At 67.8% G+C, this 12,995-nt stretch carries 14 protein-coding genes; 6 read left to right on the top strand and 8 right to left on the bottom strand.

Annotated elements, in window-relative coordinates; genetic code table 11:
- Positions 1 to 11: 11 nt before the first annotated feature.
- A complete protein-coding gene (locus ACTRO_RS08190; RefSeq protein ID WP_211244161.1) occupies positions 12 to 851 on the top strand; it encodes a helix-turn-helix domain-containing protein in 840 nt (279 codons plus the stop codon).
- 64 nt (positions 852 to 915) lie between these two features.
- On the top strand, positions 916 to 1,497 hold the full coding sequence (locus ACTRO_RS08185) for a dihydrofolate reductase family protein (RefSeq protein ID WP_034262497.1): 582 nt from the start codon (positions 916 to 918) through the stop codon (positions 1,495 to 1,497).
- Positions 1,498 to 1,767: 270 nt separating this feature from the next.
- On the opposite strand, the gene ACTRO_RS08180 is transcribed toward ACTRO_RS08185, so the two are convergent.
- From ACTRO_RS08180 to ACTRO_RS08155, 6 genes are all read right to left on the bottom strand, one after another.
- On the bottom strand, positions 1,768 to 2,397 hold the full coding sequence (locus tag ACTRO_RS08180; protein ID WP_034262494.1) for a hemerythrin domain-containing protein: 630 nt from the start codon (positions 2,395 to 2,397) through the stop codon (positions 1,768 to 1,770).
- A gap of 201 nt (positions 2,398 to 2,598) precedes the next feature.
- Positions 2,599 to 3,519 carry a serine hydrolase domain-containing protein gene (locus ACTRO_RS08175; protein WP_034262491.1) on the bottom strand — a complete coding sequence of 307 codons (921 nt, stop codon included), beginning with the start codon at positions 3,517 to 3,519 and terminating at the stop codon, positions 2,599 to 2,601.
- A 206-nt stretch (positions 3,520 to 3,725) separates the two neighbouring features.
- Positions 3,726 to 4,229 (bottom strand): hypothetical protein, encoded by a 504-nt coding sequence (locus ACTRO_RS08170; protein WP_157435948.1) that lies wholly within the window; start codon positions 4,227 to 4,229, stop codon positions 3,726 to 3,728.
- Positions 4,230 to 4,371: 142 nt separating this feature from the next.
- Positions 4,372 to 5,592, bottom strand: a complete 1,221-nt coding sequence (locus ACTRO_RS08165) for an enolase C-terminal domain-like protein (RefSeq protein ID WP_034262486.1) — start codon at positions 5,590 to 5,592, stop codon at positions 4,372 to 4,374.
- Complete coding sequence (locus ACTRO_RS08160) at positions 5,589 to 6,449, bottom strand: NAD-dependent epimerase/dehydratase family protein (RefSeq protein WP_034262484.1); 861 nt, start codon at positions 6,447 to 6,449, stop codon at positions 5,589 to 5,591. The genes ACTRO_RS08165 and ACTRO_RS08160 overlap by 4 nt, the downstream gene beginning before the upstream one ends.
- Positions 6,450 to 6,568: 119 nt before the next feature.
- Positions 6,569 to 7,549 carry a helix-turn-helix transcriptional regulator gene (locus ACTRO_RS08155; RefSeq protein WP_034262482.1) on the bottom strand — a complete coding sequence of 327 codons (981 nt, stop codon included), beginning with the start codon at positions 7,547 to 7,549 and terminating at the stop codon, positions 6,569 to 6,571.
- A gap of 91 nt (positions 7,550 to 7,640) precedes the next feature.
- On the opposite strand from ACTRO_RS08155, the gene ACTRO_RS08150 reads away from it, so the two are divergent.
- From ACTRO_RS08150 to ACTRO_RS08140, 3 genes are all read left to right on the top strand, one after another.
- Positions 7,641 to 8,006, top strand: coding sequence for a VOC family protein (locus ACTRO_RS08150; RefSeq protein ID WP_034262479.1), 366 nt, complete (start codon positions 7,641 to 7,643; stop codon positions 8,004 to 8,006).
- A 172-nt stretch (positions 8,007 to 8,178) separates the two neighbouring features.
- Positions 8,179 to 8,964: an HAD family acid phosphatase gene (locus ACTRO_RS08145; protein ID WP_034262477.1), complete on the top strand. Its 786-nt coding sequence runs from the start codon at positions 8,179 to 8,181 to the stop codon at positions 8,962 to 8,964.
- A gap of 126 nt (positions 8,965 to 9,090) precedes the next feature.
- Positions 9,091 to 10,815 (top strand): hypothetical protein, encoded by a 1,725-nt coding sequence (locus ACTRO_RS08140; RefSeq protein WP_157435946.1) that lies wholly within the window; start codon positions 9,091 to 9,093, stop codon positions 10,813 to 10,815.
- A gap of 92 nt (positions 10,816 to 10,907) precedes the next feature.
- Here the strand turns inward: ACTRO_RS08140 and ACTRO_RS47045 are convergent, their stop codons facing one another.
- Both ACTRO_RS47045 and ACTRO_RS08135 read right to left on the bottom strand, forming a co-directional pair.
- Positions 10,908 to 11,291 carry a hypothetical protein gene (locus ACTRO_RS47045; RefSeq protein ID WP_157435944.1) on the bottom strand — a complete coding sequence of 128 codons (384 nt, stop codon included), beginning with the start codon at positions 11,289 to 11,291 and terminating at the stop codon, positions 10,908 to 10,910.
- A gap of 77 nt (positions 11,292 to 11,368) precedes the next feature.
- Positions 11,369 to 12,187: a class I SAM-dependent methyltransferase gene (locus tag ACTRO_RS08135; protein ID WP_034262470.1), complete on the bottom strand. Its 819-nt coding sequence runs from the start codon at positions 12,185 to 12,187 to the stop codon at positions 11,369 to 11,371.
- A gap of 175 nt (positions 12,188 to 12,362) precedes the next feature.
- On the opposite strand from ACTRO_RS08135, the gene ACTRO_RS08130 reads away from it, so the two are divergent.
- A complete protein-coding gene (locus tag ACTRO_RS08130) occupies positions 12,363 to 12,992 on the top strand; it encodes a DsbA family oxidoreductase (RefSeq protein WP_034262468.1) in 630 nt (209 codons plus the stop codon).
- The last annotated feature ends 3 nt before the right edge of the window (positions 12,993 to 12,995 follow it).

Here is a 12,995-nt window from a genome sequence, read left to right as displayed (position 1 = left end):
ATACTGGTGAGATGGAGTACGTGTCCAGAGTGCCGCGACCGCCGCTGGACGGGCTGATCGACGACCTTTACTACCTGGAGGGTGCGCCGCCGTACGCCCGGCTGACGCTGCCGCCGATGCCGGCGGCGTTGCTCATCGTCAACCTCGGGCCGCCGTTCCGCATCCGTGCCGGCACCGACATCGAGACGGCCGAGTACGCCGACGGCTGCGTGGTCACCACACCCACTCGCGCGTTGGAGTTCGGCTACCCGCCCCAGACCCGGTCCGTCGGCGTGCACTTCAAGCCTTGGGGGCTGGCGCCGTTCCTGCCGATGCCCGCGGCCGAACTGTGCGACCGGCCGGTGACGGTAGAGCAGGTCTGGGGCCGACCCGCCATTGCCGAGCTGCGAGACCGGCTGGCCACGGCCGAGGGACCGCACGCGATGCTGACGCTGCTTGAGGATGAGCTACTGCGACGGCTGCGTGACACGGCCGGCCTGGGGCTGGTCCGCCACACGAGCAGCGTCATCGCGGCGACCGGCGGGGCGGTGGCGATCGGCGGCCTGAGGGAGGCGGCCGGTGTCAGCAGCACCCACCTGGCACAGCGGTTCAAGGAGCTCATCGGGGTCACGCCGAAGCGGCTGGCCCGCACCTACCGCTTCGCAGCCACCGTGTTCTCGATCGACCCCGCCGGACCGATCGACTGGGCCGACCTCGCCGGCAGCGCGGGTTACTTCGATCAGGCGCACTTCGGCCACGAGTTCCGGGAGTTCACCGGGCTCACGCCGACACGATATGTCGAAGTCCGGCAGCGGTTCCTGCGCGAACATCCCGGCAACATCCTGGACAGCTGGCCCCTGCCGATCGATTGATTTCTTACAAGAGCGACAGCCCACGCAACACTAGTGTTGGGCACCCCAGAGCAAAGGAGGGCCCATGGGCAAGGTGGTCATGTACAGCTCAGTGTCGGTGGACGGCTTCATCGCGGACGAAAACGACCAGCCGGGACCGCTATTCGACTGGTTGTCGAGCGGTGACGTCCCATTGGACGAGAGCGGCGTGTTGAAGGTGTCGCAGACGTCCCACGACTACACCCGGTCTTACTGGGACGCGATCGGGGTGACACTCGTCGGCCGCCACGTCTTCGACATGACGGACGGCTGGGACGGGAAGCCTCCGAGCGGGATCGACCACGTGGTCGTCGTGACCCACCGGCCGGCACCTGAGGGCTGGGACCACGAGGCGCCGTTTTACTTCGTCGACAACGTCGACGCAGCCGTGGCCAAGGCGCAGGAGCTTGCCGGTGACCGCATGGTCGAGGTCGCCGCTGGCGAGGTCGGTGGCCAGGTGCTCGCCGCAGGTCTGGTCGACGAGGTACGCATGGACGTCGTGCCTGTCGTGTTCGGGTCCGGCAAGCGCTATTTCGGGTCGGTCGACGCGCAGCACCTGTTGGAGGATCCTGAGGTGGTGCTTCAGGGCAACCGGGTGCTTCATCTGCGCTATCAGGTGCGCCGTTGACCCCGGTGCCTAGCTGATGTCATCGAGTGCTGGGTTATCCGCAGTCCTCACCTGGCCTGGGCTACCGGCCCGGCCGGGGAGGGGATCGTGATGTCTGACATCGACGTTGCGCTCGAGTGCCTCTTCGCGTGGATGCGACCCGGAGGACGGCCAGGTCTTTCGGGGTTGGCGTTCTCTGCATCCACGGGTGAAATAGATACCACCCCACCAGGCGACGACATGCGGTGTCGGCCTGCGCGCCACGGACCTGCGCCGGCGCGAGTCGTCCCGCTAGGCGGCGACGGGGGCGGTCTCGAAGTACCGCGAGCGCTCGTCCCGCCATCGGGACTCGGCGAGCCTGTCGACAGCCTCCTGAAACAGAGCGCGGTATTCGAGGCGTGCGATGTCTGCCGAGGAGAGCCGCGCCACGGATCCTGCCGGCACGGCCCGATCCGACGTGCGCGCTGTCGGGTTCGCCGGGTCGGGGGCGAACGCGCGGTAGAGCCAGGCACCGAGGCGCGACTGTTCTTCGTCGCTCCAGCGGAGTTCGAGCGGATGCCACTCCTCGGCTTCCTGGGACCACATGTGCGCGATGAGCTCTTCGGAGAACGAGAAGAACGCGTCCTGAAAGTCGTTGCCGTCCAAGTCGAGCCGCTCGAGGTGCTCGATCATCTCGCCGAGCCGTCGTTCGTCCTCGAGGTGGGCTTTCACGACCGAACGGGGGATCACCGTGTGCGCGGCCGGCCGCAGCACGAAGTCCTCGGCCGCCTCGTGCACGGCCAGTACCCGGCGCAGCGCGTCGAAGGCCGCTCGGCGGTCCGGGCCCTTCCCGTCCGCCACCAGGCACAGCAGTTCACGCGTGCGGGCATGTTGGTCGCTCAGAACCTTGAGAATGGACCCGGCCCCGACGGTACTGCTCACTGCGGACCTCCGCGCGATCGACCCCCGGTCCGTATAGTCCGGCTGCACCGTATTACCGGGTTGTACCTTGATAAACCCGGGAATCCGGGTCGAACCGCCACGGTCGTGGCGCGGGCGCCGCTCACGTGCGCGGCTGCGAGACGCTCCTGGTCTCATCCTTTCGGGCCGATGAGAGGCAGGAGCGTTCGCGGACGCTCGCTTTTATAGACGGTCCACGATCTCTTGGTCTATGAGCGTTGTTATCGAGACCGGGTGGGGGCCCGTGTTCCCTTCGACATGGCCGGTCACGGTCACCACCGCTTCCTTGTCCGGGGCGATGATGCAGAGCTGGCCGTAACGGCCTGCCATTTTGTACGTCTTCTCCCCGGGGGTGCACCAGACGCCGAGGCCGTAGCTGTCGGAGAGGCGGAAGCCCTGGTATGTCGGGTCCTCGACCGTCGGGACGGTTTCCGTCGCGATGCGTGCGCAGTATTCGGCGGGGATGAGCTGCCGGCCTTCGTGGCGGCCCTCGTCGAGCAGGAGGCGGCCGAAGCGGGCCAACTCGGACGTCGTCAGGTGGAGGGCGCTTTCCGCTACCGGGTGGCCGAGGGGGCAGGTGTGCCACTGGGGGTTGTGGATGGCCAGTGGGGTGAAGAGGCGGGACACCAGGTAGTCGCGGACGTTGGCGCCGGTTGCGGCGCGCAGGGCGCGGGCCGCTATGTACGGGCCGATGCCGGTGTAGCTGAAATGCGTGCCGGGCTCGTGCGCCAGCGGGGTCGCGAAGAAGTCAGCGGCCAGATCCGCGACCAGGACGGGCTCGTAGGCGGACCAGGAGTGCGGGCTGCCGGACGTCATCGTGAGCAAGTGCCGGAGCGTGACCTGGTCCAGGCCGGGCGCGGCAGAGCCGGCCAGCTCGGGGTAGTACTCGAGGGCGGGGTCGTCCAGGGCGAGGCGGCCTTCGGCCTCGGCGATGCCGAGCGCTACGGACGTGAACGTCTTCGAGACCGACCGCAGGTCGATCCGGTCGTCCGACCGGAGCCTGCGTTCGACCGGCTCGGCACCACGGCGGTAGACGTGCACTCCGTAGAGTTCCATGCCCTCTCGTTCGGCCGACCGGACCAGGGCGTCAATGAGTTCTCGCATGCCATGGAGCCTAATAGCGGGGTCTGACATTCTCGGCTGTCTGCGCCGCGTCACTGTCGCCGTGGGGCCCTGGAGCGTTGCGTGCTTGACCCGATCAGGGTCCTCGCGCTTGACGGCAGCCCATGATCGATATCGCTGAGCCCGGGCCTGCACGTGCGCGGCCCGGGCTCAGCGATGCTCGGCATCAGCCAGCTATATCAGCCGTGTCAGTTGTTGTTCTCGGGAACCGGGGGAGTGAGCGTGATTCCGCAGTCCGTCGCCAGCGTCTTGAGGTCGCTGTCGAACTGCTCGAGCTGAGACGCCGACACGGTGTTGTATCCGCTGGGATTGTTCATGTTGGTGAGGTCTCCGGTGTCCGTGTACACGGCGAAGATGTCCGTGGCAATCTGTGTGTTCACATTGCCGGCGCTGCTCGCCTGGACCTGGAGGCTGGTGAACGGGTTTCCCCACAGCCCGCCCTTGGCCGGGGTGTAGCCGGCCAGGAAATCAGAGTAGCTTTTGGCCACCTGCGCGCAGATCGGGCTGTTCGCACCGGCACCGCCGCCGGCCGCTCCGGTGCTCGCCCCACCTGCTGCTCCGTTGTTCGCGCCGCCTCCCGCCGAGGTGACGGGAGACGAACTGGCGCAGCCGGCCGGCGCCACGGTCCCGGCGACGGCCAGCGCCGCCAGGACCATCCTGCTTTTGCGGATCGTGCAATCGTGCTGAGACACGGGCCCACCCCTGTGATTGGTTGTCGCCCGACCGCAACTCCAGTGGCGCAACACCAGACCCTTGCGTCTAATTGAACGGGCGCCATCAAGACGTCATCAATATCTTCGGATACGTATTTGCGGTGAATCCACATCTCCCGCGTCAGGGGCGGGCCGGGCTGCCGTCGGGCAGGCGGGCCAGGGTCCAGCCGGGCAGTTCCTCGGAGCACGGGTACTTCGCCGCAAGACGTTCGTCGATGTCGATTCCGAGGCCTGGCTTGTCGTTCGCGTAGAGGTATCCGTCGCGGGTTCGGGGGCAGCCGTCGAAGACCTCGTAGACCGGTTCGGGGAATCCGGCCCACTCCTGGATGCCGAAGTTGGGGCTGGCCAGGGCCAGGTGCAGGCCGGCGGCGTGGCCGACGGGGGAGGTGTCGCGCGGGCCGTGCCAGGCGGTGCGCACGCCGAAGGCCTCCGCGGTGGCGGCCAGTTTCCGGGCCGGGGTGATGCCGCCGATCTGACTGATGTGGCAGCGGATGAAGTCGATGAGCCGGGAGCTGATCGGCGGCATCCACTCGTGCGGGTTGTTGAACAGTTCGCCCATCGCGATCGGCGTCGTGCACTGTGCGCGCAGTCGGCCGAGCCACTCGTGGTGCTCGGGCGGGAAGGGGTCTTCGAGGAAGAACAGTTCGTGCTCTTCGAGACGGCGGGCAAGACGGACCGCGTCAGCGGGTGCGAGGCGCTCGTGCACGTCGTGCAGGAGTTCGACCTCGAAGCCGAGGTCCTCGCGCAGAGCGGTGAACATCGCGGGCACGGTGCGGGCGTAGGCGGCGGGGTCGAAGTAGGCCCCGGGCAGGGCGCCGGCGGGTGCGGCCGGCATCAGGGCATGTCCGCCGCCGTACCCGCCGAGTTGGCAGCGCACGTGCCGGACGCCCTGCGCGAGCCAGCCGCGGACGTTGTCGGCGATTTCAGCCGCGTCACGCCCGTCGGCGTGCCGGTAGACGGCGGCGCCCTCGCGCACCTTGCCGCCGAACAGTTCGTAGAGCGGCAGTCCGGCGATCTTTCCCTTGATGTCCCACAGGGCCATGTCGACGCCGGAGATCGCGTTGTTGAACTCGGGTCCGTTGCGCCAATAGCCGCTGACGTTCATCGTCTGCCAGAGGTCTTCGATCCGATGGGCTTGCTTGCCGCGCAGGAACGGGTCGAGGTAGTCGGTGACGATGGTGCGCACCGCATGCGGTCGCTGCGTGAAGGTGGCGCAGCCGACGCCGTACAGGCCGGGCTCGGAGGTCTCGACCTTGACCACGACCAGCCGGTTGGCGCCGTCGGGCATGGTCAGAATCGGACGCACGGCCCGGATGGTGAGTGCGGAGCCGTTCGCCGTCATGCGTTCTCCTCCTGCTCGGTGGTCCAGGAATAGGTCGGCTCGTAGGCGAGCACGGACCGGCCGGTGCTCGCGTCGATGAGCGACCAGTGCTCGTCCGCTTCGTGCTCGCGGATCGGGACCTCGGGGAACCAGCGGGCGAGCAGTTCATCGGTGGGCAGAGTGGAGGTGGTCCCGGCCGCGGTGACGTGCACGGCGACGTGGCGGCCGTCGAGCGGTCGGGTGAGGGCGAGCAGACAGGCCTGCGCGACATCGCGTACGTGGACGTAGGACCAGAGTTCGGGGGCGAACTTGGCCGGGTCCTTCGCTGTGATGGCGAGCAGAGGCTTGATCGTGGTGTCGTCGACGACGTGCGAGATGCGCAAGCTCACCGCGTCCCCGGCGCCGCGGCGGACGTAGGCCTCTGCGATCTGCTCGCCGACCGCCTTCGAGAGGCCGTAAGAGTCCTGCGGGAGCAGCGGGTGGCCCTCGTCGATGGGGAAGTAGTCGGGGACGCTCCAGCGGTGCTGGAAGGGGAAGCCGTAGGCGGAGATGCTCGAGGCGCTCACCACCCGCCGGATGCCCAGGCGCGCCGCCGCCTCGTATACGTGGAACGTGGCGGCGGTGTTGTTGCGGAAGACCTCTTCGGCCGGCAGGCCGGTGGGCGCGGGGATCGCGGCGAGGTGGAGCACCGCGTCCTGCCCGGCGAGAGCGCCGTAGACCTGCCCGAGGTCGTTGAGGTCCGCGCGGAGGGGCGCGATGCCGGGCGTGAGGTGCGAGAACTGGCGGTCGACGGCGAGCACTTCGATGCCGGCGGCCGTCAGCGCGGTGACAGCTGTCCGGCCGAGCAGCCCCGCCGCTCCGGTGACGGCGACCTTCATTCCGGCAGCACCCGCTTTCGTATCCGGCGGCCCTGAAAGACGGTGTGGGCGGCGCCAGGCCGTCCGCCGCTCTCCGAAGGTATACAAGGTCTCGCAAAAAATCTAGAAGTCACAGCAAATTATCTATTGAACCTCGATGCGCCCGGTGACGGCGCATAGTGGTGGGCAAGGTCGGTGGCGAGGTCACGGAGGTGAGCCCTGACTTCGGCGGGGCCGTGCACGGTGATGGCGCTCCCGAACGGCAGTAGCGCTCGCACGTCCTCCAGGTGCGGGAAGCGGATCCTCACCCTGTGGCCGGTGGCAGATTCCTCATGGCCGTCCTGGACGAGTCGTTGGCCGAGGATCCGTCGCGCTCGCTCGATCTGGGTCTGGTCGATGGTGGCGCTGACCTCTATCGCATGGGTGTGTTCCCACTGCTCGACGAGCGCCGCAGCGACAGTGGCCAGGGTCTGGTTCGCGCGGATCCGTCGTGGCTGGTCGACCTCTTTCCACGCCGTGATCCGTTCGAGTCGGTACATCCGCGGCACTCGGGCACAGTCGGCGACGAGGTACCAGATGCCCGCCTTGGCGAACACTCCGTAGGGATCCACGACCAGGTCGCGTGGGCACGACTCGCGTGGGCTGTCGTACTGGATCCGCAGCCGGCGACCGCGCCGCACAGGGCCGAGCAGCGAAGCCGGAGTCGTGACGGCGGTACGTGCCTGGAGCCAAGGACGACTGTCCACGTGCACTACGTCAGTGAGCGGCAGGAGCCCATCACCTCGGCGTGGCGGCGTAGCACCGATCTTGGAGCGCGCGCGCCGGCTTTCGCCCGATGCGTCGAGCTCAGCACGTTGCTTCTCGTCCAGCCCGGCGAGCGACAGATGGTCACGCTCGCCCGGCGTGAGTCGCGCAAGGTCGAGTCCGGATCCGGGCAGCATGGTCACGCCTCCGAGGCGGCCCCGTTGCGCGGTCACCGGCATACCGGCGTCGCGGAGCCAGTTCAGGTCCCGGGTGACGGTTCGAAGTGACACCCCGAGCGCCGAGGCAAGCTCCTGCGTGGTCACCGCATCCCTCGATTCCAGGAGCAGCATGAGGGAGAAGAAGCGGTCGGGGGTCACTCCTCAAGTTTTTCAGAAATTGCGCCATGATCCGGCGCATATCCCGGTCAGGCTGGTGGGCACGCACCCACGACCTGCGAGAAGGACAACCATGACCACATCCGTCGTATCCATCGTCTACGTGAACGACGCTCCCGCCGCAGCACGCTTCTACGGCGACCTCCTCGGCATGCTGCCGTCGCTCGAGACTCCGGGATACATCACCTTCGAGCTCGGGCCAGGCGCTGACCTCGCTTTGTGGTCTGGCCAGTTTGACGACCTGTCGGCGGACGTCCCGCGTACCAGTGAGGTGTGCCTGGCCACCAATGGTGGGCCCGACGAGGTCAGCGCGATATTCGCGCTGTGGAAGTCCAAGGGTGTCAACATCCTGCGGGAGCCACATGATGCGGGGTTCGGGCTGACCTTCCTCGCGGCCGATCATGACGGGAACCGTATCCGCGTCGCACCGCGGGACTGAAAGGCCCCGATGCGGCGGGCTCGGCGGGTGGCCGACGCAGGCGCCTTGTTCACCTGGCGTTCTTGACCTGTTCATCTGACGGCCAATACGGTCGGGTCACCGCGATCAGCCGCCGGGCAGAGGCGACGGGCGCCTTTGCGGCCCGTGCGGCTGGAAGGAGAGCCGCGCCCACATGCGCCCACACGTCTTGTCCATCCGCTCCCGCACACTGGCCGCCCTGGCGGTCGGCGTCCTGACCGGCTCGCTGACCGCAGGGGGTCTGGCGCTGGCCGACTCCTCCTCGGCGCCGCGAACCGACAAGCAGATCACGAACATGACCGACGAGGTCAGCGAAATCGAGGCGTACTACGGCGACACCGTCGACGCCAACGGCGAACACTGGCCCTCACCGAGCAGCAACTACGCGGTGCAGGTCCAGGGCATCGAGACGCAGGCGGAGAAGTACCTCGCGGACAAGGCCCGCCACGCCCACGGCGCCAAGCAGGCCATCGTGCTGGATGTGGACGACACCTCCCTGTCCACCTACAACTACGAGCTGGAGACGATGTTCGTCTACAGCTCCGCCAGCAACGCCGCGTACATCGCCACCAAGACCATGCCCGCCGTCTTCGGCATGAACAACCTCGCCACCTGGGCGCAGGCGCAGGGCTACACGGTCTTCTACATCACCGGCCGTCCCGAGTCGCAGCGCACGTACACCGAGGCGAACCTCGAGGCCGTCGGCTTCCCGGCCGCCACCGACGCGAACCTGTTCATGAAGAACGCCGCGAACCCGCCCGCCTACCTGCCCTGCGGCGCGACCTGCAACACCGACCAGTACAAGGCGTACACCCGCGCCCACCTCGAAGCCCTCGGCTACGAAATCGTGGGCAACTTCGGCGACCAGTACAGCGACCTGTCCGGCGGCCACGAGGACAAGTCCTTCAAGATCCCCAACCCGATGTACTTCCTTCCCTGACCGATCCCGCCGCTGGTGGTCCCGCCCGGATGGGCGGGACCACCAGCGCAGCCGCCTTCCGAGGCCTGCGACACAGGGCACGTCGAACGTGCTCTGCTGTCGGAGGTGATCTGTACGGTCTGTCATATGACCGAAGATGAGGCCAAGGCTGTGGCGTCGGTGGCAGCCCGGTGCCTGACGTGGAGTGGCTGGCGGCGGTGGGAGCCGGTCATGCGCTATGGCAGGCTGTTCCCGCCGGGCACGGGCACGCATGGCGTTGATATCCGGCGAATGTCTCCGGATTCGGCCGGCCGGAAGGCATGCCGGCTCGCTGTGGATTCAGATCTGCTCTATGTGGAGGGCTTCGCCCGCCACCCAGAGGCTATGCGCGAGAGCGATTCCTGGGAGTGGGCTTGGTGCCTGGACGGCGAGACCGTCGTGGATCCGGCTGCCGACAGGCAGGGCACCGCGTTCTTCGGGGTGGCTCTGCGGCCGCAGTACATGCATCGCGTACGCGCAGCTCAGCGCGGAGATGACGGCAGTGACGGTTTCCAGTGGGCATTCACCCGCGGCGACCGGGAGAACCCGCCGCTGGACCCGGCCGCCGACGTCGTCTTGGATCTCGGCAGGGACATCCCATCCTCGGTCCGCGAGTGGGCTCTGACCGCCGAGCGGCATCCCGGTCCGGCCCGGATACCGCCCGACTGGGTCCTGGCGGAACTGTTCGGCGCCGATGCGGATTCCGCCGTCCTGGAGCGATTTCGTGGCCTGTTCGCCGGACGCGTCGACCAACGCCAGACAACCGAACCACTGCCCACGGGGCGGTACGCGCGGTACCTGGTCCGCTCTGCTGACTGGTTCAATGCCGACCGTTGGCCCAATAGGGGGATGGCGCTTCAGTGCGCCGCCAAGACCGGCGGCGCCTTCAGCGACGACGGCGAGATCGTGGGCATGATCCGTGAAGGCGACAGTTTGGCCACACTGATGCGGATGGCCGATGAGCACGGAACGCGGTGCGAGTGGGAGACCGCCGTCGCGGGCGAGGAGGAGACCGGGGAGCCGGCGTACACGCCCGCGGAGGCTCGCCTCCAGTCGGACGGGCGTACTTTCGCCGTGCTGCGCCGGCTTGAGTACCACGTGTGGGACGCATGGTTGCGTCCGTCAACTACCGACGGTGAGGCAGCGGGAAAACGCGTGACCCGCAACGGTGTCAGTTACGAGATGGCATTCGCCGCGGTTTTCCGAGCCATGGGCGATGTGATGCCGACGCACTTCGAGACGGTCTACGCCGAGGAGCAGCCGGACCCGACCCCGTACCCGGCCTTCGTACCGACCCCTGAGGTGTGGGGGCAGCCCGAGGCAAGACTCCCCACGTCATACGAGCGTCAAATACTCTACCCCGGCTTGAGCCTGGTCGAATGCGGCGATACCGGCGGCCTCCACAGTTGTGAAGCATCTTCGCTGGGCGTCGGTGGTGACGGAACGAGTCTGGCCGCCCTGATCCAGGCGGCCGAGGAGAACCGGGCGATCAGCGAGTGGACCCTGTGCCCGGAGGACGAGCGCAAGATCCCGGCGCTGACGGTGCAGAAGAACACGGAGGTGGACCTCTGCTGGGCGCGGGGAGGCGAAGCGTACTTCGCTACGCTACACCGCTTCGCCGACGGTACCTGGGACGCGTGGCTGGTTCCTTCGCACGCTCAGGTCGCCGGAAGGGAGGAGCCGACAGAACTGCCGACCCCGGAAGGGGTCAGCTATGAGATGGCGCTCGCGGCGATCTTCCGCGCTATGGGCGACGATATGCCAGCCGGGTTCGGATTGAACTACCTCAGCGCCCGGATCACACCAGGGCTCCCCGGCCCCGCACACGTGTGAGCCGGCCGGCTGCATCCACGTGACGCAAGGGTCCGACCCGCGGCCATCCACGTCGCCGCCCAGCAGGCCGACGGTCTCTACGAAGTGCGCGATCACGTGGTCGGCCACCTGGCCGGGTGTCCGGGGCGTGTTGGCGAGGCGCAGGTAGTCGTCACGCTCATCGAACATGCCGCCAGAGTTGAGCTGGTGGCGTGCATCGAGTTCCGGCAGGCTGCGCGCGAAGACTCCAGGTTCCGCTTCGATGGCTTCTCGGCCAGGCGCGATTCGCCCACGTTACGGCGCAGTCGTTCGCTCTGGGGCGCTTCGAGCTCCAGGAACAGCACGCGCCTGTTACTGGCGTCGACTTCCTCCACGACCATGCGACGGATAGTCCCATCGATGCGGCGGAATCCGGCAGTGCCGAAGTCGAAGTAGCGTGGAGGCGGGGGAGTGCCTAAGCCCTCTGCCTCACGAATCAGGTTCGGCTCGCTCATCATCTCTTACATTTTCACCGCCTGCGTGCCCGTGGCCTCGGCATCACGGGCTCGCTCCGGATCGCACTCGGTTGCGACCGCTACTCCCGCCGCGCGGCGGTCAGCAGGTGTCCGGAGATGCCGAGCAGCGCCGGGTCGGACTCGGTGATACGCAGCGCGGCGAGCACGGCATCGCGCTTCGAGTCGTCCTCGAGGTAGGCCGCGATATCGGCCATGAGCCACCCGGCGCCCTCGACCCCGTACTGCCCGGTGACGGTAAGACCGGACGCGGTCATTTCTGCGGCGATGGCCGCGGGCTCATGGAAGTAGGCGGTCGTGAAATCACCGCCGGTATGCACACGTCCGGTCGCCGCGGTCGCCTCCAACCTGGCGCGACGCCCGGGTTCGAACCAACCGCCGCGATTGAGCTGATCGTGCAGCGCTGCGTACCGGTTGATCGTCGCCGCGACCACCAGCCCTCCTGGGCGCACCACCCGTGCGGCCTCGGCCAAGGCCCTGCCGCGCTCACCCGGATCCGGCAGGTGGTAGAGCGGACCGAGCAGCAGCACGACGTCGGCGGTTGCATCGCCGACGTCCAGGGCACGCGCGTCGCCCAGTCGTGCAGTAACGCCGGCGAGCGCGGCAGCCTGCTCAACGTGGGACGGCACCGGGTCGATCAGTTCCACTCCCCACCCGTCGGCCGCGAGCCACTCGGCGTGGACGCCACTGCCACCGCCCACATCCAGCAGGCGTCCGTGCTGCTCGGGCAGGATACGGCGCAGAATGTCCTGGGTACGCCACAGCTCTAAGCGCCCAGTTCCCTCACGTAGCCGGCTGTCCTCCCGTCCGAGGGCGTAGTAATCCAGAATCTCCGGAGCCAGCCGCGGCGTGGAGTGCGCATGGGCGGGTGTCGGCGTCATCCGGCCACGATCCCAATCCGGGCCCATTGCGACAACCGCATTTCGCTGCCGCTCACAAACAGCAACCATCAGTGACCCGGCTGGGCCCGTAGCCGGGCGCTCGGGAACAGGCGCGAGATCCCGCAGAGCCGCCGTTGAGCGCGCCGGGTCGGGGCGAGCGCTTTATCGTGATTACATGGACGACAAGGACATCGAGCTGGTGCTCCCGCCGGGTCCACGCACGGTCCTGCACTGGTTCGATTTCATCTGCCCGTTCTGTTATGTGGCGCAGCCGCGGAACCAGCTCCTGGCCGGCTACGGACTCGAGGTCGTCCACCTCCCGTTCCAGATCCATCCGGACATCCCGCCTGGGGGCATCGAGGCGGGGCCGCGCAACGGAGCGATGTACCGGTCGCTCGAACAAGAGGCGGCCAAGGCCGGACTACCGCTGAACTGGCCACCACGGCTCCCGAACAGCCGAACGGCTCTGTCCGCGTCGGAATGGGTCCGGCGGCACCGGCCGGAGGTATCGGACCCGTTCAACCGCGCCCTGTTCGCTGTGCACTTCGACCTCGGCGAGGACCTCGGCGACGTCAACGTGGTCATGCGGCACGCCACCGCGGTGGGCGTCGATACAGCGGCCCTCCGTGCCGCCTTAGCGGACGGCGACGCGCAGACCGCCCTTTCCGAGGCGGAGTCGGCAGGCGGGTGGGCCGGCGTCCAAGCGACTCCGACGTGGCTGATCGCGGGGGAGACGATCTCGGGCCTGCGGCCGGAGCCAGAGTTCGAGCTCCTCGCGCGGCAGGCGATTGAGCAGGCGGAGTAAGGG

It is taken from the genome of Actinospica robiniae DSM 44927, from assembly GCF_000504285.1.
GTDB lineage: Bacteria > Actinomycetota > Actinomycetes > Streptomycetales > Catenulisporaceae > Actinospica > Actinospica robiniae.
The sequence above is the reverse complement of the archived record's forward strand: the minus strand, read 5'-3'. Positions and strand labels throughout refer to the sequence as shown.

Bases quoted from the DNA above. Each gene is read 5' to 3' on its own strand.
- ACTRO_RS08190 (WP_211244161.1), top strand. From the start codon at position 12: ATGGAGTACGTGTCCAGAGTGCCGCGACCGCCGCTGGACGGGCTGATC.
- ACTRO_RS08185 (WP_034262497.1), top strand. From the start codon at position 916: ATGGGCAAGGTGGTCATGTACAGCTCAGTGTCGGTGGACGGCTTCATC.
- ACTRO_RS08175 (WP_034262491.1), bottom strand. From the start codon at position 3,519: ATGCGAGAACTCATTGACGCCCTGGTCCGGTCGGCCGAACGAGAGGGC.
- ACTRO_RS08165 (WP_034262486.1), bottom strand. From the start codon at position 5,592: ATGACGGCGAACGGCTCCGCACTCACCATCCGGGCCGTGCGTCCGATT.
- ACTRO_RS08160 (WP_034262484.1), bottom strand. From the start codon at position 6,449: ATGAAGGTCGCCGTCACCGGAGCGGCGGGGCTGCTCGGCCGGACAGCT.
- ACTRO_RS08150 (WP_034262479.1), top strand. From the start codon at position 7,641: ATGACCACATCCGTCGTATCCATCGTCTACGTGAACGACGCTCCCGCC.
- ACTRO_RS08145 (WP_034262477.1), top strand. From the start codon at position 8,179: ATGCGCCCACACGTCTTGTCCATCCGCTCCCGCACACTGGCCGCCCTG.
- ACTRO_RS08140 (WP_157435946.1), top strand. From the start codon at position 9,091: ATGACCGAAGATGAGGCCAAGGCTGTGGCGTCGGTGGCAGCCCGGTGC.
- ACTRO_RS47045 (WP_157435944.1), bottom strand. From the start codon at position 11,291: ATGATGAGCGAGCCGAACCTGATTCGTGAGGCAGAGGGCTTAGGCACT.
- ACTRO_RS08135 (WP_034262470.1), bottom strand. From the start codon at position 12,187: ATGACGCCGACACCCGCCCATGCGCACTCCACGCCGCGGCTGGCTCCG.
- ACTRO_RS08130 (WP_034262468.1), top strand. From the start codon at position 12,363: ATGGACGACAAGGACATCGAGCTGGTGCTCCCGCCGGGTCCACGCACG.